General features: G+C 35.4%; 28 protein-coding genes. 9 read left to right on the forward strand and 19 right to left on the reverse strand.

Translation table 11 applies throughout. The features are described from left to right. Positions 1-77: 77 nt before the first annotated feature. The 3 genes from V6670_RS12350 (at position 78) to V6670_RS12360 (ending at position 3495) form a co-directional block, all read left to right on the forward strand. On the forward strand, positions 78-1028 hold the full coding sequence (locus V6670_RS12350; RefSeq protein WP_338651275.1) for a YafY family protein: 951 nt from the start codon (positions 78-80) through the stop codon (positions 1026-1028). 96 nt (positions 1029-1124) lie between these two features. Beyond that, positions 1125-2165 carry a DUF418 domain-containing protein gene (locus tag V6670_RS12355; protein ID WP_141905665.1) on the forward strand — a complete coding sequence of 347 codons (1041 nt, stop codon included), beginning with the start codon at positions 1125-1127 and terminating at the stop codon, positions 2163-2165. A 466-nt stretch (positions 2166-2631) separates the two neighbouring features. Then, complete coding sequence (locus tag V6670_RS12360; protein WP_338651276.1) at positions 2632-3495, forward strand: PhzF family phenazine biosynthesis protein; 864 nt, start codon at positions 2632-2634, stop codon at positions 3493-3495. 162 nt (positions 3496-3657) lie between these two features. Here V6670_RS12360 and V6670_RS12365 read toward each other — a convergent pair whose 3' ends face one another. Further along, complete coding sequence (locus V6670_RS12365; RefSeq protein WP_141905667.1) at positions 3658-4512, reverse strand: malate synthase; 855 nt, start codon at positions 4510-4512, stop codon at positions 3658-3660. Between the two features lie 842 nt (positions 4513-5354). On the opposite strand from V6670_RS12365, the gene V6670_RS12370 reads away from it, so the two are divergent. Continuing rightward, positions 5355-5600: a hypothetical protein gene (locus tag V6670_RS12370; protein WP_036117032.1), complete on the forward strand. Its 246-nt coding sequence runs from the start codon at positions 5355-5357 to the stop codon at positions 5598-5600. Between the two features lie 54 nt (positions 5601-5654). On the opposite strand, the gene V6670_RS12375 is transcribed toward V6670_RS12370, so the two are convergent. Continuing rightward, positions 5655-6047 (reverse strand): RidA family protein, encoded by a 393-nt coding sequence (locus tag V6670_RS12375; protein WP_338651277.1) that lies wholly within the window; start codon positions 6045-6047, stop codon positions 5655-5657. A 688-nt stretch (positions 6048-6735) separates the two neighbouring features. Continuing rightward, a complete protein-coding gene (locus V6670_RS12380; RefSeq protein ID WP_338651278.1) occupies positions 6736-7749 on the reverse strand; it encodes an alpha/beta fold hydrolase in 1014 nt (337 codons plus the stop codon). A 129-nt stretch (positions 7750-7878) separates the two neighbouring features. Between V6670_RS12380 and V6670_RS12385 the strand changes: the two genes are divergently transcribed. Then, positions 7879-8760 (forward strand): LysR family transcriptional regulator, encoded by an 882-nt coding sequence (locus tag V6670_RS12385; RefSeq protein ID WP_338651279.1) that lies wholly within the window; start codon positions 7879-7881, stop codon positions 8758-8760. Between the two features lie 204 nt (positions 8761-8964). Here the strand turns inward: V6670_RS12385 and V6670_RS12390 are convergent, their stop codons facing one another. The 16 genes from V6670_RS12390 to V6670_RS12465 all read right to left on the reverse strand — a co-directional run bounded on the left by V6670_RS12390 (position 8965) and on the right by V6670_RS12465 (position 21322). After that, positions 8965-9522, reverse strand: a complete 558-nt coding sequence (locus tag V6670_RS12390; RefSeq protein WP_338654607.1) for a GNAT family protein — start codon at positions 9520-9522, stop codon at positions 8965-8967. Positions 9523-9678: 156 nt separating this feature from the next. Beyond that, positions 9679-9960, reverse strand: a complete 282-nt coding sequence (locus tag V6670_RS12395; protein WP_036117048.1) for a hypothetical protein — start codon at positions 9958-9960, stop codon at positions 9679-9681. A 237-nt stretch (positions 9961-10197) separates the two neighbouring features. Then, positions 10198-10383, reverse strand: a complete 186-nt coding sequence (locus tag V6670_RS12400) for a hypothetical protein (RefSeq protein ID WP_058843670.1) — start codon at positions 10381-10383, stop codon at positions 10198-10200. A gap of 559 nt (positions 10384-10942) precedes the next feature. Further along, positions 10943-12148 carry an EAL-associated domain-containing protein gene (locus V6670_RS12405; protein WP_036117053.1) on the reverse strand — a complete coding sequence of 402 codons (1206 nt, stop codon included), beginning with the start codon at positions 12146-12148 and terminating at the stop codon, positions 10943-10945. Positions 12149-12684: 536 nt separating this feature from the next. Further along, a complete protein-coding gene (locus V6670_RS12410; protein WP_338651280.1) occupies positions 12685-13788 on the reverse strand; it encodes a hypothetical protein in 1104 nt (367 codons plus the stop codon). A gap of 14 nt (positions 13789-13802) precedes the next feature. Continuing rightward, on the reverse strand, positions 13803-15119 hold the full coding sequence (locus tag V6670_RS12415) for an SPFH domain-containing protein (protein WP_338651281.1): 1317 nt from the start codon (positions 15117-15119) through the stop codon (positions 13803-13805). Positions 15120-15281: 162 nt separating this feature from the next. Beyond that, entirely contained in the window at positions 15282-15656 is a 375-nt protein-coding gene (locus tag V6670_RS12420; RefSeq protein WP_089932718.1) for a DUF423 domain-containing protein, read from the reverse strand. An 11-nt stretch (positions 15657-15667) separates the two neighbouring features. Beyond that, the gene (locus V6670_RS12425) at positions 15668-16093 is read right to left on the reverse strand and encodes a thioesterase family protein (protein WP_338651282.1); all 426 of its coding nucleotides are present in this window, start codon (positions 16091-16093) and stop codon (positions 15668-15670) included. Between the two features lie 297 nt (positions 16094-16390). Further along, positions 16391-16711: a hypothetical protein gene (locus V6670_RS12430; RefSeq protein WP_338651283.1), complete on the reverse strand. Its 321-nt coding sequence runs from the start codon at positions 16709-16711 to the stop codon at positions 16391-16393. Between the two features lie 642 nt (positions 16712-17353). Then, the gene (locus tag V6670_RS12435; RefSeq protein ID WP_338651284.1) at positions 17354-18187 is read right to left on the reverse strand and encodes a hypothetical protein; all 834 of its coding nucleotides are present in this window, start codon (positions 18185-18187) and stop codon (positions 17354-17356) included. 153 nt (positions 18188-18340) lie between these two features. Further along, positions 18341-18574, reverse strand: coding sequence for a hypothetical protein (locus tag V6670_RS12440; protein WP_338651285.1), 234 nt, complete (start codon positions 18572-18574; stop codon positions 18341-18343). Between the two features lie 157 nt (positions 18575-18731). Further along, positions 18732-18962, reverse strand: a complete 231-nt coding sequence (locus tag V6670_RS12445; RefSeq protein WP_338651286.1) for a DUF2829 domain-containing protein — start codon at positions 18960-18962, stop codon at positions 18732-18734. Positions 18963-19166: 204 nt separating this feature from the next. Then, complete coding sequence (locus V6670_RS12450) at positions 19167-19316, reverse strand: BC1881 family protein (protein ID WP_338651287.1); 150 nt, start codon at positions 19314-19316, stop codon at positions 19167-19169. A gap of 452 nt (positions 19317-19768) precedes the next feature. After that, positions 19769-20395 (reverse strand): SdpI family protein, encoded by a 627-nt coding sequence (locus V6670_RS12455; protein WP_338651288.1) that lies wholly within the window; start codon positions 20393-20395, stop codon positions 19769-19771. Beyond that, entirely contained in the window at positions 20395-20667 is a 273-nt protein-coding gene (locus tag V6670_RS12460; protein ID WP_323654418.1) for an autorepressor SdpR family transcription factor, read from the reverse strand. Before V6670_RS12460 ends, V6670_RS12455 begins: the two co-directional genes overlap by 1 nt. Positions 20668-20887: 220 nt before the next feature. Continuing rightward, the gene (locus tag V6670_RS12465; RefSeq protein ID WP_338651289.1) at positions 20888-21322 is read right to left on the reverse strand and encodes a LuxR C-terminal-related transcriptional regulator; all 435 of its coding nucleotides are present in this window, start codon (positions 21320-21322) and stop codon (positions 20888-20890) included. A gap of 187 nt (positions 21323-21509) precedes the next feature. On the opposite strand from V6670_RS12465, the gene V6670_RS12470 reads away from it, so the two are divergent. The 4 genes from V6670_RS12470 to V6670_RS12485 all read left to right on the forward strand — a co-directional run bounded on the left by V6670_RS12470 (position 21510) and on the right by V6670_RS12485 (position 24310). Then, the gene (locus V6670_RS12470; protein WP_338651290.1) at positions 21510-22031 is read left to right on the forward strand and encodes a hypothetical protein; all 522 of its coding nucleotides are present in this window, start codon (positions 21510-21512) and stop codon (positions 22029-22031) included. 919 nt (positions 22032-22950) lie between these two features. Beyond that, positions 22951-23382 carry a hypothetical protein gene (locus V6670_RS12475; RefSeq protein WP_338651291.1) on the forward strand — a complete coding sequence of 144 codons (432 nt, stop codon included), beginning with the start codon at positions 22951-22953 and terminating at the stop codon, positions 23380-23382. Positions 23383-23399: 17 nt separating this feature from the next. Beyond that, positions 23400-23465, forward strand: coding sequence for an SHOCT domain-containing protein (locus tag V6670_RS12480; RefSeq protein ID WP_082673697.1), 66 nt, complete (start codon positions 23400-23402; stop codon positions 23463-23465). A 260-nt stretch (positions 23466-23725) separates the two neighbouring features. Continuing rightward, positions 23726-24310: an excalibur calcium-binding domain-containing protein gene (locus V6670_RS12485; protein ID WP_338651292.1), complete on the forward strand. Its 585-nt coding sequence runs from the start codon at positions 23726-23728 to the stop codon at positions 24308-24310. Positions 24311-24589: the final 279 nt, after the last annotated feature.

Below are 24589 nucleotides of genomic sequence, written 5' to 3' on the forward strand. Positions count from 1 at the left end.
AAATCTCTTGTACAATCTCTATACTAGATATAAAACATGACAACTATTGGCATGATTAAATAAAAAGGTGAAAAAATATGTCCAAAGCCAAACGATTAATTGATATTATGTTATTTGTCAGTGCTAAAAAGAAATTTACAGCTCAGGAAATTGCCGACACATTCAATATTTCGGTGCGAACGGTGCATCGTTACCTTTTAGATTTAAGTGACATGGGGCTACCTATCTATGCGGAGCAAGGCAGACATGGCGGCTATACAGTATTGTCAAATGCACTTCTCCCCCCTATCTTCTTTACCGAGGAAGAAGCGGTCTCTATTTTCTTTGCGTTCCAATCTTTGCATTATTATCGTGACTTACCTTTTAATACCGAAATGAAGTCTGTTTCTCAAAAGCTTTATGATTCCTTACAGAAAGAGGCCAAGAAAAAGGTGGATTCGCTGCAATCCTATATGGCCTTTTGGAATCCTAAAAGAGCCATTACAACACCACTCTTAACAGACGTTTTAGAGGCAATCATCAATCACTCACAATTGCATATCCAATATGAATCAAAGTCTGGTATCACTCCGAAGCATGTCCAACCTATTGGTGTGTACGCTCATGATGGCTTATGGTATATGCCTGCGTTACTATTATCAAACGAAAAAATTCTACTCTTTCGTGTAGATCGTATCCATGCTATGGAAGTCAGCGATGAAAGCCATAAGACGACTATGAATTTGCAGCAATGGCTCGAAAGTGCCTATAAACCTCAACATCCTATTCGCTTATATGTAGAATTATCAAGCGAAGGGGTTCGTCAATGTTTAAGTGAGCCACATCTTGAAAAAGCTGTTGTCCTACTTAGTGATGGTACAGGCTATATCGATATGATGATCGATCAAGGTGAACTTCAATTTAATAGCTCCCTTTTCTTTCGCCTCGGTCCACATGCGATTGTCAAAGAACCTCAAGCATTAATTCAACTATTGCGTCAGCATGCACTTGAGCTATTAGCAATCTATCCAGAGCAAAATGAAAGCTAATTGCTAGATGACAATTTCGTCAGATTCATGTAACCTTCATCGTTACTACTTTTAAGTAAACTACCTTATACTTGGCTTTGAAGGAGGAGATGACTGTTGCAACCAACCGACAACAACAAACGAATTGACACATTAGATTATTTAAGAGGATTCGCTCTACTTGGCATTATTTTAGTTAATATTCCCGCATTAATGTGGATTGAACCCCCTACATTAACGAGCGATATTACCTATAGTCGCTTTTTAACTCTTTTTATAGAGGGTAAATTTTTCATCATTTTTTCATTTTTATTTGGTATAGGATTCTATCTTTTTATTTCTCGTGCCCTGGCAAGAAATGAAAAAGCTTATTCCTTATTTAGTCGCAGACTTTTGATGTTATTACTTATGGGGCTTGTCCATTTCTATTTCCAACCGGGTGAAGCCTTAACGATCTATGCCATTTTTGGCTTTTTAGCCTTGCCATTTTATAAAATACGCAAACAATTCAATCTAATCATTGGATTAATCCTTTTAGCTATTACTGCTTATTGGGGGCTTAAAATTTTGATGCCCTTTCCACTGATTTTGCTAGGTCTAACTGCTGGTCAATATCGCTTATTTGAAAATATCTCAATGCATCGAAATAAAATCACACTAGTAACGATTGCTATGGGCTGTATAAGTATTGCTAGCTGGATTTATCAATGGCAGTATGTCCCTGATGCAATCGATACGATTGATCAGCTGTCCAAGGACCAGCTAGAAGTCCATCTTACAAATATAGAGCAATTTGCATTAATCGGATTACAGTTTAGCCCATTCGCTTCGGCATTTTACATGGGGATAATCATCCTATTACTACAAAACTCTTTATTTCAACAACTGTTATCACCATTAAAAGCATATGGACGAATGGCCTTAACCAATTACTTGGGGCAAACCGCACTTATTCTAGTAATCGGTCATGCCTTCCAGCTCATTGGACAGCTTCGTTACATTGAGTCTTTGTGGATTTGTCTAGGTATTTATGTTTGTCAATTGCTCTTTAGCAAGCTATGGTTACATTTTTTCCGCTTTGGTCCTATGGAATGGCTGTGGCGAATGGGCACCTATTGGACAGCCCCTCCCCTACGCCAAAGCAAAAAAGGGCACTAATTATTTATCGTCAATGATAAACACCTATCAGTATTGGATTAAACGTCATATATTGGTAATGTACCCTACTCGCTTTCCATCTTTGCTCATATCTTCAGCAAGAAACACATCCCCATTTTGTTTGGTCACTTATTGCATACATACGATTACGGTCAGAAATATGCAGATGTGACTAATTTAAAAACAGCGTCAGCCCAGTGTTGACGCTGTTTTTTTATTTTTATAAAATAGCTATTAAGAACCGAAAGTAAACATTTGGGGCACTTTATAGGAAACAAAAGAAAATAAACTTACAAGTCACTGGATTTAAAATCCAGTGACTCAAACTGTAGACAAACTATTTTTGGAGAGTTCAGATGCTAAAAAATAGTTTGTCTCTTGCTTTACGGTAAATTTAACCAACATCATTTATACCTAGTGCTTTCTATGCTACAATTTACTATAAGTGAGGAAAGAAGGGTGTCTTATGAAAATATCAGTTTATGTTGCAAGTGCATTTAGCAAGGATCATAAAGGCGGAAATAAAGCAGGAGTGGTATTTATTGAGAATACATTGACCACTACTCAAAAAATGGCAATAGCCAAACAACTGGGCTATGCGGAAACCGCATTTATATCAGAATCTGAAATTGCTGATTATAAATTTGAGTATTTTACACCAAAAGAAGAAGTTGATTTATGTGGTCATGCCACAATTGGCTCTTTCGCGATACTGATGCATTTAAATAAACTTTTCAGGAATAGCTATACGATTGAAACGAACAGCGGTGTTCTTACTATTACCATAAAAGATGACATCATATTCATGGAACAAAACAAACCGAAATTCTATGATATTGTATCTCCAAACGAGTTCATCGACTGTTTTGACATTAAAGATATAGACAATAAATACCCAATTCAAATTGTCTCAACGGGCTTAAAAGATATTTTAATTCCTATAAAAAGCGAAACACGATTACATGCACTGCAACCTAATTTTGAAAAAATTAAAACAATCAGCAAGTATTATAATGTTGTCGGGATGCATCTATATACTTTTAATGACAATCGAATTATATGCAGAAATTTTGCTCCACTATACGACATCAATGAAGAAGCAGCGACTGGAACTTCAAACGGTGCATTAGCTTGCTACCTTTATGAAAAGCACTACTTGCAAAAAGAAGTCTATGTATTTGAACAAGGGTATTCTTTACACTCACCTTCCGAAATATTAGTTAAATTAGCAACCAATAGCAATAATGAAATAGAAAAAGTTTATGTTGGGGGCAAAGGCTATTACTGTGAAACTAAGTGTTTAAATGTAGAAAATATTGAGTGTAAATAAAAAAACACCGAATAAAAAGGTTGAGAAAATAATTTCTCAACCTCAGACTGTAGACAAAGTATCTGATTATTCGATGCTTTGTCTTTTCTTCTTGGTAAAATGCAATCAAATATACCGCTAAAAAATAGTTGTTCGTCATTCTTATAATCCTTGGACTAATATCTAAATACGCGTTAATGCGCCATTAGGCTTTGGTAACTCTTGGGCTGTTATTTGATTCATTTTACAAAAATGTTTAAAAAATTGTTGTGCCAGTTCTCGTTCATTTGTGTCACTTTTTAATGAAACTATATCAAGCAAAATTTGAGCCATCCATAAATTTTCAAAATAACGATATTTACCTGTATTCCATGTCATTTTTTCGGGGAATTTTTCATTGATATAATAGTGCCAGAAAAGCAGCTGATCCGATTCCTGTTCTGTAAGTTGAATTCTGTATTTTGAATGAGCTGGAATATATCCATCTTCACAAAGCTTGCCGACAAAGTTTTCATTCACCATATAGACACCTAAGATACGTCTGTCTTTTTCAAGCATGCTGGAATCTTTTGCTGTTAAGAGGACAGCGCTATTTTGGTGCAAACGGCTCGGTTTGTTTGGCTTTCCTTTGTTATTACCACTTTTTAATATGCCCGAAAAAACTTTCCACTCTGAAAAAGAACTATCCTGTTCTTCTGTGTCACACCAAAAAACCATTTGTGATGCGGGATGAAGTTTATGGTTATGCATAAGTTTTTCGTGTTCCAAACGAAGTACCAGTTTTTTTCTTTGTAGTATTTTTTCCTCTTCCTTCTTCCATTCTTCCTCTTTTCGCTCAATTTCCTTTTTTTGTATAATCTCTTCAAGTAACTTAGCATCACTTTTATCATGTATTTTTAGGTGCTTTCCAAATACATCAGGGAAAACAAACCTTTTATTTTCCGATCCGAAATGTATTTCAATACTAGAATCATTATGCTTAACTATACTACCTATGCCAAAACGCTTGTGTGTAACTTTCTTATTGATTAGATTCATTATTCTAGTCCTCCTTAAGGAATAAAAACTCGGTTACTATTAGATAGTAAATTAATCATTTTATTCAACTAACTTCCTTTAAAGCACACATAACTGTTTTGATTTTTTCTTCGGCTTAAAAAAGGATATTAAAAAAACGTACCCAAATTCTATCTGTAAAAAAGGACATCTGAATTCGAAATACGATTTTAAAAAAGTAATTGTAAGACTATTAAAACATTTTTTTAAAAAATTACAAATTTATTATTGACATCATATTTTACCATAAGGTAAAATGATTATTTATTCTTTGAATTACCTTGAAATAGCTATGTAATAAAAGCCTCCAAAAATCGCAAAATTTCTGGAAAACGCCTCTTTAAATAACCACTTGATTATTGGTGCTAAACATAGAAGGGCTTCATGAAATCAATGATGCTCCCTATAAAGAGACTCCCCTGTTGCAAAAGTTATTTGTAAGAAAATCAAGATAGGGGTTTGGTTATAACAAGCTTCTCACCTTCCTCTGCTTTAGATAGCAGCTTATTTAATTGTGGTCAGTCTGCTTTCGCTCCAGTGAATTTCTCTTTGTTAATAACCGTTATCCTCCACTCTCCACTATTATTCAAAACCCGTGATTTTATAAAGATGCACTTTCCTTTATACGATTTGCTTGCAGGATCAACAGCCACTCCAATCAGAGCTAAAAAACAAGCCCAGTGTTATATTGTTGTAGGTGGTTTTCTATTGCCTCTTTGCAAACATCAGCAACCTTTTAGGCTATGTATGCCAAATGTTTCTTCACCTGTCACTTATCCTAAACATATAATGCAAATAATACCCTTTTTTGTAGGGAGGATTTTATGAAAAATAACAAGGGCTATAGGAATAGCGAGGGGATCGAATCAGTTAGCCAAGCAGCTAAGCTGGCGGTCATTGCAGGAGCCATCACAACACTCGGTGACGCAATAGCGACTATTGCTGCTGGTCTTGCTTTAGAGGATGAGTTGAAGGAAAATGAAAGCAATAGCAATGATATTGACAAACTACAAAAGCAAATTGACGAATTAAATTATGAATTGAAGCAATTAAAAAGGATGTTACGTTAGAACAGTATTTATACAAAAAACGACAATATCTTTTGGATATTGTCGTTTTTTAGGCTATTTAGCAGCCCAAAGATCAATCTCTATTTTAATATCTGGTAGCCCTAAAGCCGTAACATAAGCAACAGTCATAGAGGGATAGGAATCACCAAACATGGCTTCCCATTGCTGATCGAAATAAGCCCAATCAATCTCCTCTGTTGCCCAAATGTTAACCTTGACTACATGACTAGCATCCAATTCCTCAGCTGCTAAAATCGTTTCTATATTATTAAATGTATTGGTTATTTGTTCCTCGAATCCTTGAGGCAATTGATCATCTTGACCGATACCTATTTGTCCTGAAAATGCATATATTGTTGCATCTTTCGGGATGATTGTTACATGGCTATATTTTCCGACTGGGTAAGGCACCTGCATTGGATTTTTACGCACTATTTTTACTGTCATCTTCCATACTCCTTTAGGTTCTTATTTTTCTAAAAAAGGGCAAACTTATCCCTTGTTCAACGATTTTAGAAAAAAACAGCAGTGGAGAACCCTATACCCATGCTTAAAAAACGAATAGATCTTTTTTTCATGTAAATTCTCCTCCTGTTCCCTAAAGTTATTTTCACTTTACCATTTCTATCCTAGCTAATCAAGGAAGCGTAGAGACGATTTATGAGTTTCTTTATTATTATTTCTCAGGCAATTAACTATATAACCATAACGAATACAGCATATAAATAATAGTGTAAAGCGAAATTAGCCTTACACCTCCGAAATTGTTACCAGGGTCACACCATCCCAAGTGACTCTTCTCATCTTAAAAAACTAGGCTCTCCTAATCAGAGCACCTAGTTTTTTTGTTCCTATGCGTGTTCATCACTAAAATAGCATAGCAACCTCAACAAATTCTGAACATACTATCTAAAATTGTTGTATTCATAAATGCCATAATGATTTTCCAGTTCTGTACTTCACTTCATTCAATTTTTAACTTACTCATTGCTGGACAGGCATAGATAGTCACTTCTTTTTTGGAGGGTGTTTTTCGAATTAGGTTCTATTAAAGGTGAATTGATTTTATACGTTTAGCCCTCTTCGCAATATGAATGCCAAATAAAAATTCACTTTTACTCCATACATAAATTTGCTATACCAATTGTAAAAACTGTTTCAATTGGTTGTCTATCTCAAGAGAATCCTGTTCGTTTTGTCCAATTCCGAAGCAATGTCCCCACTTAGATTCGATTGGTCGATAAACTGCATTAGGCATGTGCTTCACTTCATAAGTATTATCCTCTGGCGGAAAAAAAAGATCGGTCGACCCTGGCATAACAAGGGCTTGAGCAGTGATACAGTTTAACGCTTTTTCAAAATTTCTGTTGTCTTGAGGATTAGCACTTATATCTCCGTTAATACCTGTTCGTAGCATGGCAATCAAGTCGTTTGCATCAAAGGAAAGAAACACTTTATCCCAATAATCTTCTAGATATGCCTTTAATGTTGTGTACCCTTCTTCTTGATAGAGCTGTTCTAAATAGTAGGCTTGAGAAAATCCCCATGGCGCATAGGCACGTCCCATCGCAGCAAGTCCTCCTGTAGGCTGATTAGTGTAGAAGCCTCGCTTCCAGTTGGCGTCTGCTTGCAATGCTGTGATAAGGCTCTCAAAAACAACTTGTGCATGTGGTCTGGTCTTTGCTGTTCCGCCAAACGGTGCAATCCGTTCGACCATCTCAGGATAACTTCTTCCCCATTGAAAGGTTTGCAGCGCACCGAGTGACCATCCAACGACTAGAGCAATTTTCTTAATACAAAATTTTTCAGTTATGAGTCGATGTTGTAACCGAACATTATCATAGATCGTTACAAGTGGAAAATTACCTTTATCCATAGGAGCCTGTGTATTGCTTGGAGAGGAGGATAATCCATTCCCAAACATATTAGGCACGATTATAAAATATTTGTCTGGATCAAGTGCTTTGCCAGAACCAATCAACCACTCATTATCCGTATGCTGGCCAGCAAACCAAGTGGGATAAACAATCACATTTGATTTTGCAGTATTTAAAGTTCCATAGGTTTTATAAGCAAGAAAAGCTTGAGGCAATTTTTGTCCCGATTGTAGCAAGACATCTCCAAGTGAATAAATTTCGTAATCTTTCATAATTCAAATCCCCTTTTATAAAATTTTGCGTGTAGCTTGATTTTTACTCTACGATACTGTTACCATCAAATCAACGAAACGTTTTTGAATATAACGTTCATTTTTTTTGAATTAAGAGGTGCTGTATCAATGGAAATCCGTCAGCTTAAAACATTTTGGACGCTTGCTTCCACTCGCAGTTTTAGTCGCACTGCCGAAGTGTTGAACTATGTTCCGTCTACTGTAACCATGCAAATCAAGGCGTTAGAAGAAGAATTGGGCGTCAGGTTATTGGATCGCTTGGGCAAGAGTGTCGTATTAACAGATGCTGGCCACCAGTTGTTGCCCTATGCTACCAAAATATTAAACGATATAGAGGAAGCCCGTTGTGTCTCCAGCCAGAACGGAGAATTAACTGGCACAATTATCATTGGTGCAGACGAAGTACTCTGTACATACCGTTTACCAGCATTACTCAGAGATTATCGTCAACAATATCCCCATGTTCGTCTGCTTTTTAAACCTTTGTCTGGTCAAAATTTGAAACAGAGTCTAAGAGAAGGAGATGTTGATGTAGTCTTTATGCTAGATGAACCTATCGTATCATCAGATCTTCATACAGAAATTTTATTGGACGAACCGTTTCTTATGGTCATTTCCCCCGACCATCCATTAGCTTCTCGTGCTACATTAAGCATAGAAGATTTTAATAGAGAGCATATTCTATTAAGTGAAAAGGGTTGCTCTTATCGGACTTTCTTTTATCGTACTTTGGTGAAGAATGGGGCAGACAGCTTGGCCGAACTTGAGTTTAATAGTGTAGAAGCCATTAAACAATGTACAATGGCGGGACTCGGTATTGCCTTATTACCAGAAATGGCGCTAAAGGGAGAAATGGAGCGAGGTGAGCTGATCCCTCTACCTTGGGATTTATCTGAAATACAATTTGCCACTCAAATGTTGTGGCATCAAGAAAAATGGATTTCTCCATCGATAAAAGCCTTTACAGATTTAGCAAGAAATTTACTATAGTAATATTCTTAAGAGGAAGGGGCGGATTCAGAAGTTAATGATACTGAATCGACCTTTTTCTAAAGAAAAGAAGCAGACTCCAATTAGTGCACAAAGGACTTAAAAAACGTGACTACAACATCAAATTAAGGCTGCTTGAGGCTATGTTCAAAGCAATAGAAAAAGCCACCTCCCATTACGGAGCATGACTTCTTCCTAAATCTCTTAATATTCACTTTTCAATATTGAAAAGATAGCAAGATCAACATACTTCCCTTTTTCAAGTTCGTGTTGTCTCAAAACACCCTCTTGACTAAAATTTAATTTTTCCAACAATCTTATAGATGAATTATTTTCTGGCTCTATTTTCGCTTCGATTTTATTTATTCCCATCGACGTAAAAGCAAAATGTATGATCTTCCTTAGAGCCTCTTGCATAATACCCTTTCCCCAGTGTTCAGGGTTTAAATCATAGCCAATTTCTATGCGGTTATGTTCTTTTTCATAATTCAAATAACCACAAGTGCCAATCACTTTTTTGGTCTTAGCTTCTTCAATTACCCATCTTAAGCCAGTTTGTTCTTTGAAAATTTTATCATACCAGTTTAATTCATCTAATGCATCATCAACTGAAGCAAATAATGTTAATGGCAAATACTTGACCACTTTTTCATCAGAATAAAGTGCAAAAATATCTTTGCAATCATCAACTATACCTTTTCGTAAGATGAAGCGTTCCGTTTCCAATTTAGGAAAATCTTTAAATTCGAAATTTATACTCATCATAACTCCTTTTTTCACCATCATTAGCATTATTCATAAATAGTAACACATTATATTCAGAAAATTATCATAACTATTCAATTTGTACATGCAACTCTTTTTATCATTACAAAAACAAAAGCCACATCTATTGGATGTGACTCAATAATGGATTATTTATAACAAAGTTCGAGACTTAGCACTATTGCCAGATACAATAAATTTATCTGTTTCTTCGTCAAAAGCTATAGTGAAACTAAATTCATTCATTAAGCTTCCTGTATAATCACTAAGACTTAGTGTAGGACTAACCCAAAACACAACTTCATTTCCATCAACCTTCCAGCCGCTCTCAAAGCCTTTGTGCTTATCTTCAAGACGCTTTCCGATAGTTTGTCCATTATTACTAATGGTATTTTTCACTAAATCAATAAATTTATTTTGTGTTTTTATTTCCATTTAATTCCTCCATTCATACTAATAATAGCTTTAATAGTATTATATGGTTATGAATATCAAATTAAAACATTTTTAATGCCTAATCTCTAAAAAAAGCAAAAGAAGCTCTCCCTTACACACTTAATATCTCTTTCTAAAATTAAAGAGCATCATTCCTTATTTGAATGATGCTCCACTAAATTAAACTAAGGATTTCCCCTTATTTTCCCACCCATTGGTTAGTGGTACCATGATTTATTATAATCGCTCTAAATCCTGGTATTCTTTCATGTAAGGACCTTCCTCTGCAACAAATGAATGATACAATGCCTTTACTGCGAAGTTTTTCTCTAAACCCATTTCAGATTTTAGCTTTTTTAATTCATCATGCAACGCTCGATGTTCATTGATAAGCTTTAGCATTGTTGTTTTATTATATTTCATTACATCCGTCCTTTTTGTTTATAACTTGAATAATAACTTTAAAATAGTTAAATTCAGGGGAATTATGTGGAACTGCAAAATCCTCGGGCATCTGATGAAGTTCTATTATTTTTTGACGTATATCTGGCCATTTAAATGCTTTATCAATAAACGTTTTAAATTTTTTCATGTCAAAGCTCGGGTTATTTGTTGAAGCTATATTACACCATTATCACTCATAATCGCAAGAACAACTTTAAAGATGCAACAGATACTTTAGTACAACATTACTTTATCACGAATACTTCATTTTCTACACTTCCCATTAATCTACCACCTATTTTCACTTGATTTGACCATTTAAAATAATACGGGATATATTTCCACAAAAAAAGCCTCCATCCTAAGATGAAAGCTTTGTAAGTTAACAAAAGTCTATGGCATAAATTCATAAAAACCTTCTTTAAAAGAACTATTCGTAAAGATTAAGTTAAATTCGGATAAAGCACTTTAATCTTCAACTTTGGGGTACAATCATAAGTTACACCCCATAACCCTTGATAGGTAAGCATTTCTAGGCTTACCTAAAAATACTGTGTTCATAAAGATAGTCATAGGAAAGGTCAACAAACAAATATTCATGTTCGTTGATGGCGATGGAGAATGTTCTAGTAATTTCTCCTGTTTCAATATCACGGTATAATTCTGAGATTTCCCCACTTTGATCATTCCGCATTTTAATAATTGTTTGAAGGAAGTATGGGCGCCAGCTCCAGTTTTTATTAATGGCCCGTGGCTGTACTTCCCAGTTACCATCAATTCGCATAATATTAGGTGTTAATTGGAAACCATCCTCATTACATATATAGAGTCGGAAAGAGTAATTATCCAATAATTCGGCAAGATATTCTAACTGGGATACATTATCGCTTGTTGGTTTCACTCGGTGAACAATTGCCTCTAATTCCTCTCTTAATTTTTTCAACTGCACATATTGCGCCTCTAGCATTTTCTTTTCAGAAGTAATGAATTGCTGGCATTCCTTTTTAAAGCGTTCCTTTAACACATCTTTATCGACAAAGGTCATTGCTGGATTCGCTAGGTACGGACCTTGATAAAATCTACCGCCGTTTTTCCAGGCAAATTGTAGCTGGTACACCGTTTCGATATCTTCAAATAAAAGATTGGCACCAATTTTATAGGCAAGGCTACCAATAGCGGAAATCATGTCCGATTGAGCTGACCAAGAATCATAATTTAAATCACGTGTATTAACCTTTAAAATATGAGGTGCCAATAAAGCAATATGCTCTAAATGACTTTCTGCTCCAACTTCCTGCACAGCGGTTTTCACCCCAAAAGTCGTAAAATAACGCAGGGCGTGGTGTAATTTATTTATATCTCCTAAAAAACGGTGCTCTGATACAACCAGTACGATACGGCGTAAATCCTCTTCAGCTATATATTGTTGGATAATATTAAAATGACTTTCACCAAAATCTTGCATTAGTAAATTTGGATTACTTGGAATGTAAATATCTATATCAGATGCAATCTCATCAATTTTGGCTAATGCCGCATGTAAAATTTTATGCTCCATATCAATTCGATATTCTTCTGGAATATCTTCATTATTGACGAAATCCTTTAAATTAATTTGTTGCCCTTCAATTTGGAGATGTCCGGAAATTTCGTAGGCAATCACCGTATGCGCGTCTGCGCTAAATATCGGTTGATAATACCCATGTATTTGATCTAAATTTGTTAACACTTCAATTGCGTCCATCATCGAAACCTCCATTATGAATAACTTCTTATTGTTATTCAAAAATAACATTATATAGTGCATTAATAGCTTAAAAAATGCTTTCTGACTGTATAATAAGTGGTTTAAAGTAAAATCGCAACTTCACTTATCATAATTAATGGAAAATCTCACCTTAATTTTTGCCACGTCAGCGCTCTAATCATTGTTCGATTTTCACCATTTCTAACGACTTTCAAACAGAATAGGTTGCTTTCTCTGCTATATGGTCATTTTAACCTAGTAAATCATTTTTTCAAGGCTGTACTCTCACTATAACGTATGCAGCATACCGCGGAAACAGCCATGACAATACATGATAATAACCCTATCTATACTAAATAAATCAGTCATTTACCCAGCAATTTAGGACAATTTTATGTTGTTTCAGCCTTCAATACTTATTGTAAAAAAACTCTATGTCCAATAGCCCGTCTGCTCAAAAAATCTAAACAGCCTGTCGCACAGAAGTCAGGGATGAAAAAAAGCAGCATTCCAAATTGGAGTGCTGCTCATCTTTATTCAGACAGGAAGAAATACCAAATGATTGCTAGTACCATTAAAGATAACAGAACAGCTATGGTTACGCGAAGTGGTGAAATTGGCGCATTGCCGCCTACTCGCCCCGTTTGTCCGTTCACCATAAAGTGATAAATCTTTTCCTTATAGCGGAAGGAGGATAGCCAAATCGGTAACATTAAATATTTATATGTAATATCATCATGATTTGTGGAAAAGCGTAAATTTGATATTACATCCGCACGATTTTCCCAACGAATTTTGGCCGTAATTTGTGCATGGAGGTGATCATGGATTTCATTTTTTGCTTGGCTCCATCCATCCTGCAAGCCAATACTGTAACGCTCTGATAAAAATCCGGCTACATATTCTGGTTTATAGGCTTTATTATTTAAAAGATTAAAAGGTTCAATCTTGCGCATCATGTCGCGATCATATCGGGTCGTTGCACTGACTAAGTGATCATCGATAAACTCCTGATAAAAGCCACTTGTTGAATACCAATCGGTTTCCGTGTGCGTTTTCCCATCTTTATCAGTAACCGTTCGATGACGTCCATATCTAGCAGAATATCTAGAGCTTGTTTTGGAGTCAAATGTCCAATATGGAAGATATACTCCTTTAAAAGCATCAGGTCTTGCACTAGTTTTAGCAGCTTTCGGTGTAAACCATCTGCCTTTAATCCATTTTTGAAAATGTTCTCCTGCTTGCTTATCTGTTACTTCAAAAGCACATACCCCATTCGGTGCAAGTGTATTTTCAGCGCTAGCCTCCATAACCTGGTTGGAACCACAGTAAGGGCAACTATCTGCAACCTGCAGAGCATCATATATCGTTTCAGCAGCACAGGCTTTACAAATGACCGTTTTTTTCTCCACGCCCCAATTGAAATTCCCACGTTCTTCTGCGTTGAAGAAGTCCATTTCCTGGGCAACTTTTTGTTCCTCCTGATCAGGCGTTGCTATTTCAGTCTCAAAGCCACAATACGGACAAGTCAGTTTACCCGTGGAAGGATTAAATTCAATTGATGCGCTACATGACGGACATTCCGCATTAAAGTCAAGCTGCACTTGTTTGACATTTTCAACATCTTGCGTTGACATCAGTCTTCATCTCCTTACTTGACGTCATTCTCATCAAAAACATCGCCACATTCTGGACAGAATTTAGGCGGATTCACTGGGTCCTCTGGTGTCCACCCACATTTATCACATACATAAAGTAAAGCGCCAGCTGGTTTTTTTGCCCCACACTCACTACAGAATTCACCTTTATTGACCGCACCACAAGTACATGCCCAGCCTTCTTCCGCTGGTTTTGCCGCACCACACTCTGAACAGAATTTCCCCGTGTTTTCATGACCACATGCACAAGTCCATGTATCAGTTGCTTTCGTTGCTTGATCTTGCATCGCAGCTTGCTTATTTTGCTCATTTATTTGATAAAGCTGACTAGCATTGACGCCACCAGCTTGCGCGGCCATATTCATGCCCATAAATCCTGCCATCGCACCGCCCTCATTGTTAGCAGCTGCAATCATAGCTTCTGCCTGTGCCCCCGTTAAATGGGCTGCAGCCATGCCTGGATCACGCATAACGGCACTACGTTGCAGCTGTTTAATCATGGCTTCATCTTCATCAGAGGCCTTGAGCGTACTGATACCAAATGACACAACAGCCAAGCCACGTGTTGCAAGCCATTTTTCTGATAATACCTTATTGAGTGCATCTGCTAAAGCAACTGTATGAGCAGGTATTTCACTATAACGAACGCCACTTGCTGAAATTTGCGCGAAAGCAGGCTGTAATGCTGTCATTAATTCCGATTTTAACTGGCTATCAATTGCTACTCTTGTGAATTCATGCTCTACATTGCCACAAACATTTGTATAGAATAATAATGGATCAATAATTTTATATGAATATTCCCCGTGACAGCGAATTGCAATGTCAATATCTAAACCAATATTGCGATCGATGACACGGAATGGAATGGGTGCAGGTGTTCCATATTTGTTCCCTACAATTTCCTTCTTATTAAAATAGTAAACTCGCTGATCTTTCGCGGGCTCTCCTCCAAAAGTGAAACGCTTGCCTATTTGCTTAAACGTTTCCAGAATACCTTGCGACAAATCTGAATCAAACATTATCGATGGTTCTGTTGACGTATCATAAACATATTCTCCAGCCTCTGAAGAAAATTCAACAACTTTCCCCTGCTCAACAATCATCATACATTGCCCTTCATTGATGGCAATAATCGAGCCATTGCTAATGATATTGTCATTGCCTTTATTTGAACCTCGTTTAGAAGTACGTTTCACACCCTTTGTTACAAGAACATCTGCAGATAATGCCTCACAATAGAAATACTCACGCCATTGATCCTCTAAGACGCCTGTTAATGCCCCAACTCCTGCTTTTAATAAACCCATAATTTTTCCCACCTTCATATTAATGTTTAGCTTATTTTATCATCTATCAATACTATGTAATACGCAAAATCAGACAAATTGTTTCATTTTCTTCGTATAATTAAAAAAACGAGCAGCCTCTATGAAATGAATCATAAGAGCTGTCTCGTTACATTTTCTTTATTAGGATAAGGCAGCTATTATAACAAGCACCCATGCGACGATAAATAACATTCCGCCAATTGGTGTAATCGCCCCTAGCTTTTTCACACCTGTCACAGCAAGCACATATAAGCTACCAGAAAAGAAAACAATCCCTGTAAACATCAAATATACTGCCCAAGAAAGCAGACTAGAGCTTCCTAAAAGTGCCTCATTAGAGAGAATACCTAGCCCCATAATCCCTAAAGCATGATACATCTGATATTGCACAGCCGTTTCCCAAATCGCTGCATAATGCGGTGAAGCAAACTTATCCTTCAGTGCATGTGCCCCGAAAGCACCTAAAATAACACCAAGACCTGCCAAAATCGCACCTAACACTAAAAACATTTCCATCTGTTGCTCTCCTATTTTGCCTCAACAGCAATTTCTTTATATTTGGCATCCCAAGCAGGATCAATTTTACTTAAAGAGACCGGGCGCAATGTATCCTTATGCGCAAGAATATGTACGGATTGAGCTGTGGCTGCCACCGTGCCATCCTCATGTAAAATTTCATAGCCATAGGTTGTTCGTAAACGATCATGCTTCTCCACCCAAGTACGCACTGTCGCTACTTGTCCATAATGCATGGCGGCCTTATACGAAATAGATAAATCCATTACTGGCGAAACATAGCCATCTTTTTCTAAAGCAGCATACTCAAAACCTACATCATTTACCAGCTGCGAACGCCCAATCTCCATCCAAATGATGTAGTTTGCATGGTACACCACGCCCATTTGGTCGGTCTCTGCATATCGAATCTCAATCTGTTTTTCACTCACAAACATTTTCTTCACCTCGTCCTACATTATAGCGTAAAAGTATTGATTTGGTGGGGTTTTTGCTCTAGTGATTAGAAAAAGTTAATAAATCTAATTTTACAAAAAAATGAAATTGAATTCGGAAATATATTTGGTAAAAAATGTTCGTTTCCGTTTTTACCCATTGTACCCCGATTAATTGGGGTACAAATTGGGGTACACTGGGGTACACAAAAATACACACCGGGCAGGTGCAATAAAAAAAGTCGCTCATTTTTTTGAGTGACTTTTTGATTACCATTCTATATAGGTGTTTAATTTATTCTACAATATGCAACTTATTTTTTTCATTACATCAATCCCAAAAGAGTTCAATTCTTTATGTATCAATTTGCTATCTTGCAACCCTTGACGATAGCTGTATTCCAAAAAAAATGACTCTACTATAAACATAGCACTTTCTAGTTCGTCTAATAATTTTCTTTGTTCATCATTTGACAATACTCTTTTTAACATATCCATTAAAGTAATTGCATTTGTATTAGCAATTTGATATTCGGGATCATTAATGCATTTTCTGTACGCTACTTCATGAATTTGTTCTTCTAAAATTTCTTTAAATGCTGTTTCAATTGTATTTTCCATATATTACCTCCATAAAATGAGGACATTCACTTTAAATCACAATTGTTTTTAGTTATAATTAATTTTGGTTAGTGAGTGAATGAAAGTGAATGTCACTCGTAATTTTCCACATCTCAAGTTGCTGCTTGGGATGTGTTTTTTTATTTTCTCTTAATTAATACCAGTGATTCTTTAGCACCCCCTGTATTTTATTATTAATGACTCCTATAGCCTTAATAATTGTTACATTTATGGTAGCATTGGAAGCATTAAATTTAAATGGGTTTCCCGACCAATTGAAAAATATTTGTACAGTTCTTACACCGTTCGACAATTTTCTTGTTTTCAAAGCGAAAAGACGCCAACTAATTTCCCATTAGGTGTTAATATTACTTTTTTTACCACCACTCTTCTTTTGCATTTATATAACCCATAAAAAGCAAAATTTCCTTCCTCCTCCATATAAGAATAGATTTTGAGAAATACACATCTCGTACGGATACGATCAAAATAATAAATAGCTAAAAGTTGTAATGTCTCGATGTCCATACTTTAGTATTCGAATTATTTGCATTTTTAAAACTAATCGACATTAATAAAATATACATGTTAAATATAAACAGATTACAAATAGCCACTCGAATCATCTAATGAGTGGCCTATTTATATCAATTCCTGCAATTCAATCCAAAGTCTGCCGAACTGTTTGGTATGCAATTTGGTTAAATCGACATTATTATATATTTTCTTTCTTGGAGGTGCCATTTTACAAATAAATGCTGGTTGTAGTTCTCCTGATGTTCGAACGCTCACAATTGCATGATAGGCAGGCAATTTATGTGCTTCTTCTATTGGTATAGTATCTTCGAACCGATGCTTAGATAAATCAAATGTTTTCGTATGATCATTCATAAATAGGAATTGTTGTACTCCTCCACCTTGTAAGTTTTCTTGTAATGACGAGGATAACTTATTCCAATGATGGAATGCATATAAACTGCCAAGACGTTCTTTTCTGCCCTCTGTGCTAATGCGCCCCATTAATTTACTTAGCCCATCTGTTTGGTACTGTTCTGGTTCATTAAAAACCACGAAACAGCCATTTTCCTTCTCTTCTTTCGTCATTAACATACGAGTCATAAATGTTTTAAGTGTAACCCAATGCACAAGGGTTTTGGTTGCTAACTCTCCTAATTTTCGATTCGGAATACGTAGTATTATTACCTTGCCCTCATGGGTCAGATTAGGATTACCTCTATTCCCCTTAGCATTATCATTGCCTTTCGGGGCTCCTACCTGTTTCTCAATGGTTGCAACCTTCTTAGTTTTGGTTGCATCCTTTTCAGTTGCATCCCTAGTCCATGGATTACCGTTTTTAGAATCCCGGCTCTTTTGGCTCTTTATAGTACCCAAAGGAACATCATGCTTTTCAGCTAGTTTAGCTAAAGTAATCTTTGTGGTTTCCCACTCATGTTTAATTTCATCCCAATTAGCCATGTCTCATAAACACCACCTCCAACAATTCAGTTATGTATTTCACTCTCAAAAGTAAGTACCGTTGCCCAGAAGACAAAGGGGAGGAAACTGCTCGATACTCACTTTTCAAAGCAAAGAAAAAGCCACACCTAATTAAAGATGTAGCTAGTTTTTTTAAATATAATCTTTTTCGTGTTCATTTCCGTAAAAGTAAACATTACCTGCATCATCAACTCTTGTAGTAGTCTTTTTGATAGTTGTTCCCTCTATAGTTACAAAATCAGCATTTAACATAAGATTCAGAGTAATGAAATCCACTTCCGCTTGGTTCTCGACCCGCGTTTGACCAAAATTGTCGATAATTGTTACTGAAAATGTATCCTCGTTTTCAGGTCTTAAATTAAACATCACTTTCACCTCCTAGCTAACCAATCATAACCCAGAAGATGAAATATATGTATTAACTTTTTGCTCTCAAAACCACACCAAACTCCGCTCTCTAATCACAAAGTGTTTTGGCTGTTTGATGCAGTTTTCAAAGCAAAAGAAAAAGCCCTGTGAAGGGCTAATCAACGATTTCCCAATCCTCCGCTAACACATCTGCTTGTGAAGCTAACCAACCTGGTTGCATTAAGTTGTTAGCTGTTTTCATACCAATACAATCCTGCATAGGATAACCCTGAAACATGGCGTTACCAGATGGAATAAGTTTTAACCACATACCCTTACCATTCCAACCATTTCGAGCTACTTTCTTGCCGTCTTTTAAAGCTTCAATCGCTTGTCCAAAATTCATTCTAATTCCTCCTTTATACATAAGAAAAAGCCTTCATCCGAAGATGAAAGCTAAATATTGTGGTAATCCTAATATCGAGTGCTCACTTTTGACACCGTGGCAGAGCGTACCACGTTATTTCGTAATTGTGTTTTAGATTTATAGTGCATTTCCGTGCACTTTTTTGATGTAGTAAGTTCAATCTAATAAAAAAGGATATGCCGATTAATCTTGGTTAACTAACAAGCGTGCTGGACCTGTAAACTCGTGATTACCTTGTTCTGTCACGATACTAAATGCTTCATGAGGTGCAATTACTATTTCGTGTACACCTTTGCATTCTGCCAATGTTTCATGCAATTGTTTGGTTTCCAATTTATCAGCTCCTTTCGATATTTTTAGCCTTTTATATTAATTAAGATACCTAATCTCTTAAAAAATATGGGCCGGCCGTGTATGTCATGCTCCGAACAAGTTTGCTCAGCGCGGGTCGGTCGTCGGTCTGTCTTTCTGGTAATTAATTGTTTTTATAAATACCAAGAGAGGAAAACCTTACCGCACCGACCTACCTCCGAGTTTACATCATATTTTTCCTATCACAAAACATGCTACATGTTTTACATCTGTTCCTTTTGTTACATTTGTTCCAAATGTTACATTTACAATTTTATTAAAGCAACTCGTTAGTTGAAGTATGATTCTTCACAAATTCCAGGATATTGGTAAAAAGTAGTGGATGATTATTTACTAATTTCCTTTTATTGATTAGTAACTATTCTATATTTTGAAGGTTTCCGATAATCAACAATTTCAATCCATTACATAATTCAAGATATGCTTTTCTCAATTCGATTTGTATAAATATGTATAACTATTATTCCCATAGGTATTAGAATAATCGAAATTATAATAGCTAAATGAATGGGAAGCAAAGAAGTAAATGCGATTAAAATCCCCAATATAACCAATATAAAACCACCAAATCTCTGTGTTTTTTTCCATGTTGTATCATCATTAAGAGTAGCTGCAGTTCGAATGCCTATAAATAAATTTCTCTTCTTTATCCTTGGTGTATAGTTTCCAATTAATATAAAGAAGAACCCAATCAGAACAAAGAGAAATTTTTCTGTTTTTAAGGATTCGTCTTTTACATTAATTAAAAATAGAACATTTATAGACAAAGTAAAAATAATCATAAAAATTGTTATAGGAGTATTTATTTTTTGTTTGTTCGTATTCTTGTTATCAAAAAGAAGGGAGAAAAGGTAAGTTATTAATAAAAGAATAAAGCTAAATGCAAAGAAAATACTCATCACAAAAAATTTTTCTTCATGTCTATCTACAATTCCGTTCGTATAATGCATTGGTACTTCAATTGGTAGATATTCATAAGAAAAGAACCATAAAAGTAAAACAGAAATAAAACAAATAAGTAATGCCCATACATGCCTCATTAGTTATCATTCTCCTTTTTATTATTAAATTTTATTACCCATCCTAAAAGTTCTTGAAAAATCGTCATATTTAATGAGTAAATAATATACTTTCCATGTTTAGAGGATTCAATTAGTCCACAATTTTTTAAAATAGCTAAATGTTGAGATATACTCGGTTGCGAAATTCTAAAATGCTCTGTGATTTGACCAACAGTCATATCCTCCTCTTTTAAGAGATCCAAAATTCCTCTTCGAGTTGGATCTGATATCGCTTTATACACATCAAACAAAAATCAACTCCCCTTTCCTAAACATATTAACATATAGCTATATAACTATATGTAAGATACCACATAAATACTCGTAAGTAAATATTGTAAAGTATTTTGCTGAATCACTTAGCTGATGCTAAGATAACAGTTACAATATTTCCTTATTCAAATATCCTGCACCGTTAGTTGAAGAACCAATACTTTTAGAATTAACTAAAAAGATGAAGTAGCCTCTCGGCTACTTCATCATTTGTTTCAATATATTGTTTCTTACCCTAAAAATTGTTGTACTAGATAATTTCATATGTTTCCCAATAGCCCGCATACTATTGCCATCAAGTAGTCTATGAAGCACCTCAATTTCTCTATCCCCGTGCACTAACGGAATACGTTTTTGCACCTCAGCAATCTTTTGCTCATATTCCTTAATCCGATAATTTAGTGAATAAATACGACGTTGCACTTCTGTATAAACTGGATCACTTGTGCCTCCACTAGCCTTCGGTAATGTCGCCTCAATCCCATACATAGCCGTTTTAGCTCCAATGTAGCTATTATTATCAACTTTCCCTACTGGCTGCCTTGCTTCCTCAATAGTTTCAACCATCCATCGATAATTCTCAATCCATTGAAGTAAATCCTCTTTAGTAACTTTTATTTGCCCTGTTAACATAGTTTTGCCCTCCTATGCCCACACCGGTAGGTATGGTATAATTACTTATCTGACTAGCCTAGAAGGGCATAAACCAATTCGAGCTGTAGCGTGTGCAAACGCTGCGGCTTTTTATTTTCTATAAATTAACATGAATATAAAATATTTTTATACAAACCATATTTTTAAACAGAAAGGAGTTTTGATCATGTCAAACATAGAAATCAAATATCTTACAAAAAATGATGAATACAAGTCGTTAGAAATTACTGACAGTACCTCATCAACTGAAGATGGTGTCGTTAGTATCCAGTCAGTGAAGGAGGAATGGAAAAAAGAACTTGCCTCTGTAAGCGGTGTCCCTGAATTTAAGACTGAAATATGTTACAAAACAATAAAGATACCTTTTGACGGCACAACTAAAGTTCCTTATCCCTGTTTATATACTCGTACTTCCAGACATTGGATAGAATTAAAGGTGAAATATCCTGCAGATGTAGCGAATGATGTAAAAGATAAAATTATTAAATGCGCAACGGAAGGTGCTATTTTCGCTGCAGCTGCTTTAGCACCTGGATTAGTGGCTCCTGAAGCAATACCTGTATTGATACCTATTGCAAAAGGTGCTTTTACTCTAAGATTTAGCGAATGTTTAGCTGAAGAAATTAGAAATACTATAGAAATTGATATAACTCATGAATCAAAATCTGGAGATTGGAAAAGGGTTTAATAAAAAGAGCTCATAAGCTCTTTTTATTAATTTAACCCATCTACGCAAATTACTAATCTGCTCCAGCTCTTTTCCGATGCTACGTAGTTCCCTATAAACCTTGCATCCTCTGCATTTCTTGGTAGGATCATAGGCTTTGCGTTTCGGACATCCCTTACATTCCAGAAAAGCTATGTGGTCTTGTTGATTGATTAGCCTGGCTCTACGCCGTTTGACTTCCTTTTGGACTATGTTCATTTCCATCACCCTGCTTTTGCCTCTTTACGTGCTTTCCTAGCCTTTTTAAGATCATCATGAGTTATCCAACCACCATCAATCTACATGCACGAGCAGTTACACTAATCTGTATCTACACACAGTAGGTTACTCATTTCATTCAAATGAGTGACCTATTTATTATTTATAACGTACTGACAACACCAAACAGGGTTGATATAGTTTTCTTGTATTACCAACATTCTATATGGAAGGACTAAGTTAATTTGAATATACAAAAACAAATAAGAGTTTATTTATAGCCAGCTGGTAAACAGGTTATTTCGTTTGTTGAAGAAGATATAGATATTTTGTCAACTCATATTGAGGATGATGAACAGATAATATCTGCGACAACAGGTTCAAAAAAGTTAACTTATTTTTTATTCTTGTTAACTACTAAAAGATTGCTTACATTGGAAAAAGATAAAAAAGGAAAATTATTTGTTTCTTACGATGTAATTGCTATTAGTAACTAAGTCGTCAACAGAAAAATATTAGCTGTAGAAGTTGATTTCACCTATTTAAAGAATGAGATTAAACTCAAACTAACTAATGATAATGCAACCAAACCTTTCGCGAATGAACTTGAAAATATCTTCGGCATTCCAGAAAAAGCAATACCTCAAAAGAAAGAAAAGCACCTAAAGCAATCAAGCTAAACATGACCATCTTGAATGGAAAAGAACTGATAAAAGAAAGTGGTTTTAATTACGTTTTAATACAAACCAAACAAGGCTATGTAAATATTGCTGTCGACTACAAAGAACCAGAAACCTTCAAGTTAATTAAATGGGAACGTGTAGAAAATGTCCAAAAGAGTACTTCAAGTATAGTTGGCTGGACAGTAATCGGAAGTAAATTCGGTAATGCGGGAGCTATAGCTGGAGCAATGGGAGCTAATATCGGGAAAGATAAATCGGTAGCTACCCTATTTTTAAAACGAGAAAACGGAGAGAAAGTGCCTTTAGTCATCAAATCCGATAAGAAGAACCTTGAAAAGCTTTCATTGTTAATTGTTGTTGAAGAGGAAGAGACTACACAAGCAGCTGTCACTCCCCTCCTACAACATTATCAATACCAACTGATGAATTAATTAAATTGAAAGAACTAATGGATGCTGGTATTTTAACACAGGAAGAATTTGATGCAAAGAAGAAACAGCTATTAGGTATATAAGGCTGGGACAAAAAGAAAAAATACTAGACCAAGATACATTTGGTCTAGTATTTTTTTGATTTAGGAAGGAGTATTTAACTCAGTGAGGAAGAAAAATTAATATCCATTTTCGCTATTTTTCAAAATAATCGAGTTCTGTCCCAGCCTCTTTGTTTTATCAAATTTCACTTAACAGAATTTCATTTACTTATCTGTAAAATATCACTTATAGGTGATATAATTACCAATGTTATACATAATTATCTAGGAGGAATCTAGTAATGCATAGTAGATTTTGGACTATATTCTTTTTAATTATCTTCTTTCCATTAGGTTTATTTTTAATGTGGAAGTACGGTCATTTTACTAAACAAATACGCGTCATTATTACTTTATTTTTTGTAATTATAGTTTTACTATCTTCATGTTTTGGTGGAACAAATAGGGCAAAAGAAGAAGAGTTAATTAAAAAGGAACAGCAATTGGAAGAGAAAGAAAACAAATTGATTAAATTCGAAAATGATTTAAAAGCAAGAGAAAAGGATATTGATCAGAAAATTAAAGATTACGAGCATAAAATTGAAGAGCAAAAGAAGTTGGAAGAACAAAGAAAACTAGAAGAACAAGAAAATGAACGTAAAAAACAAGAAGAGATAAAGCAACAAGAAGAGCAAAAAAAGCTTGAAGAAACACAAAAACAAGAAGCTGCTCAACAGACTACTACTACAGCAACACCACAACATACTTTAAACTTCAGAAATTGTAAAGAAGCTAAAGCAGCAGGTTATTCGAACATTAGAAGAGGAGAACCAGGTTACTCATCAAGACTCGATAGAGATGGTGATGGATTAGCTTGTGATAAATAACAAAAGAAAGTCACTCATTATTTTAAATGGGTGACTTCTTTTCTTGTTTATATAAAACTGTTCTTGGCCACTTTAGTTTCAGTTCCATGATACTTTTAAACTCTTATCCCCCGTTTGTGAAACAGTTAAATTAAAATCAGTATTTCTTTTATTAATTGCCATAAATAATTTCCTCCTTGTGTTGTTTAATTGGTACATCTTAATAATAGACTTTCCAAGATGTTTAAAACTCTGTAAAATATACATAATTATTCTATTGAATATCTATCAAAACTCTAT

Source organism: Lysinibacillus sp. Y5S-8 (genome assembly GCF_036894365.1).
GTDB lineage: Bacteria > Bacillota > Bacilli > Bacillales_A > Planococcaceae > Lysinibacillus > Lysinibacillus fusiformis_D.

What these genes read in the sequence shown, in the direction of transcription:
- V6670_RS12350 (WP_338651275.1), top strand. Translation starts at nt 78, where the DNA reads ATGTCCAAAGCCAAACGATTAATTGATATTATGTTATTTGTCAGTGCT.
- V6670_RS12360 (WP_338651276.1), top strand. Translation starts at nt 2,632, where the DNA reads ATGAAAATATCAGTTTATGTTGCAAGTGCATTTAGCAAGGATCATAAA.
- V6670_RS12365 (WP_141905667.1), bottom strand. Translation starts at nt 4,512, where the DNA reads ATGAATCTAATCAATAAGAAAGTTACACACAAGCGTTTTGGCATAGGT.
- V6670_RS12370 (WP_036117032.1), top strand. Translation starts at nt 5,355, where the DNA reads ATGAAAAATAACAAGGGCTATAGGAATAGCGAGGGGATCGAATCAGTT.
- V6670_RS12375 (WP_338651277.1), bottom strand. Translation starts at nt 6,047, where the DNA reads ATGACAGTAAAAATAGTGCGTAAAAATCCAATGCAGGTGCCTTACCCA.
- V6670_RS12380 (WP_338651278.1), bottom strand. Translation starts at nt 7,749, where the DNA reads ATGAAAGATTACGAAATTTATTCACTTGGAGATGTCTTGCTACAATCG.
- V6670_RS12385 (WP_338651279.1), top strand. Translation starts at nt 7,879, where the DNA reads ATGGAAATCCGTCAGCTTAAAACATTTTGGACGCTTGCTTCCACTCGC.
- V6670_RS12390 (WP_338654607.1), bottom strand. Translation starts at nt 9,522, where the DNA reads ATGAGTATAAATTTCGAATTTAAAGATTTTCCTAAATTGGAAACGGAA.
- V6670_RS12395 (WP_036117048.1), bottom strand. Translation starts at nt 9,960, where the DNA reads ATGGAAATAAAAACACAAAATAAATTTATTGATTTAGTGAAAAATACC.
- V6670_RS12400 (WP_058843670.1), bottom strand. Translation starts at nt 10,383, where the DNA reads ATGAAATATAATAAAACAACAATGCTAAAGCTTATCAATGAACATCGA.
- V6670_RS12405 (WP_036117053.1), bottom strand. Translation starts at nt 12,148, where the DNA reads ATGGACGCAATTGAAGTGTTAACAAATTTAGATCAAATACATGGGTAT.
- V6670_RS12410 (WP_338651280.1), bottom strand. Translation starts at nt 13,788, where the DNA reads ATGTCAACGCAAGATGTTGAAAATGTCAAACAAGTGCAGCTTGACTTT.
- V6670_RS12415 (WP_338651281.1), bottom strand. Translation starts at nt 15,119, where the DNA reads ATGGGTTTATTAAAAGCAGGAGTTGGGGCATTAACAGGCGTCTTAGAG.
- V6670_RS12420 (WP_089932718.1), bottom strand. Translation starts at nt 15,656, where the DNA reads ATGGAAATGTTTTTAGTGTTAGGTGCGATTTTGGCAGGTCTTGGTGTT.
- V6670_RS12425 (WP_338651282.1), bottom strand. Translation starts at nt 16,093, where the DNA reads ATGTTTGTGAGTGAAAAACAGATTGAGATTCGATATGCAGAGACCGAC.
- V6670_RS12430 (WP_338651283.1), bottom strand. Translation starts at nt 16,711, where the DNA reads ATGGAAAATACAATTGAAACAGCATTTAAAGAAATTTTAGAAGAACAA.
- V6670_RS12435 (WP_338651284.1), bottom strand. Translation starts at nt 18,187, where the DNA reads ATGGCTAATTGGGATGAAATTAAACATGAGTGGGAAACCACAAAGATT.
- V6670_RS12440 (WP_338651285.1), bottom strand. Translation starts at nt 18,574, where the DNA reads ATGTTTAATTTAAGACCTGAAAACGAGGATACATTTTCAGTAACAATT.
- V6670_RS12445 (WP_338651286.1), bottom strand. Translation starts at nt 18,962, where the DNA reads ATGAATTTTGGACAAGCGATTGAAGCTTTAAAAGACGGCAAGAAAGTA.
- V6670_RS12455 (WP_338651288.1), bottom strand. Translation starts at nt 20,395, where the DNA reads ATGAGGCATGTATGGGCATTACTTATTTGTTTTATTTCTGTTTTACTT.
- V6670_RS12465 (WP_338651289.1), bottom strand. Translation starts at nt 21,322, where the DNA reads ATGTTAACAGGGCAAATAAAAGTTACTAAAGAGGATTTACTTCAATGG.
- V6670_RS12470 (WP_338651290.1), top strand. Translation starts at nt 21,510, where the DNA reads ATGTCAAACATAGAAATCAAATATCTTACAAAAAATGATGAATACAAG.
- V6670_RS12475 (WP_338651291.1), top strand. Translation starts at nt 22,951, where the DNA reads ATGACCATCTTGAATGGAAAAGAACTGATAAAAGAAAGTGGTTTTAAT.
- V6670_RS12485 (WP_338651292.1), top strand. Translation starts at nt 23,726, where the DNA reads ATGCATAGTAGATTTTGGACTATATTCTTTTTAATTATCTTCTTTCCA.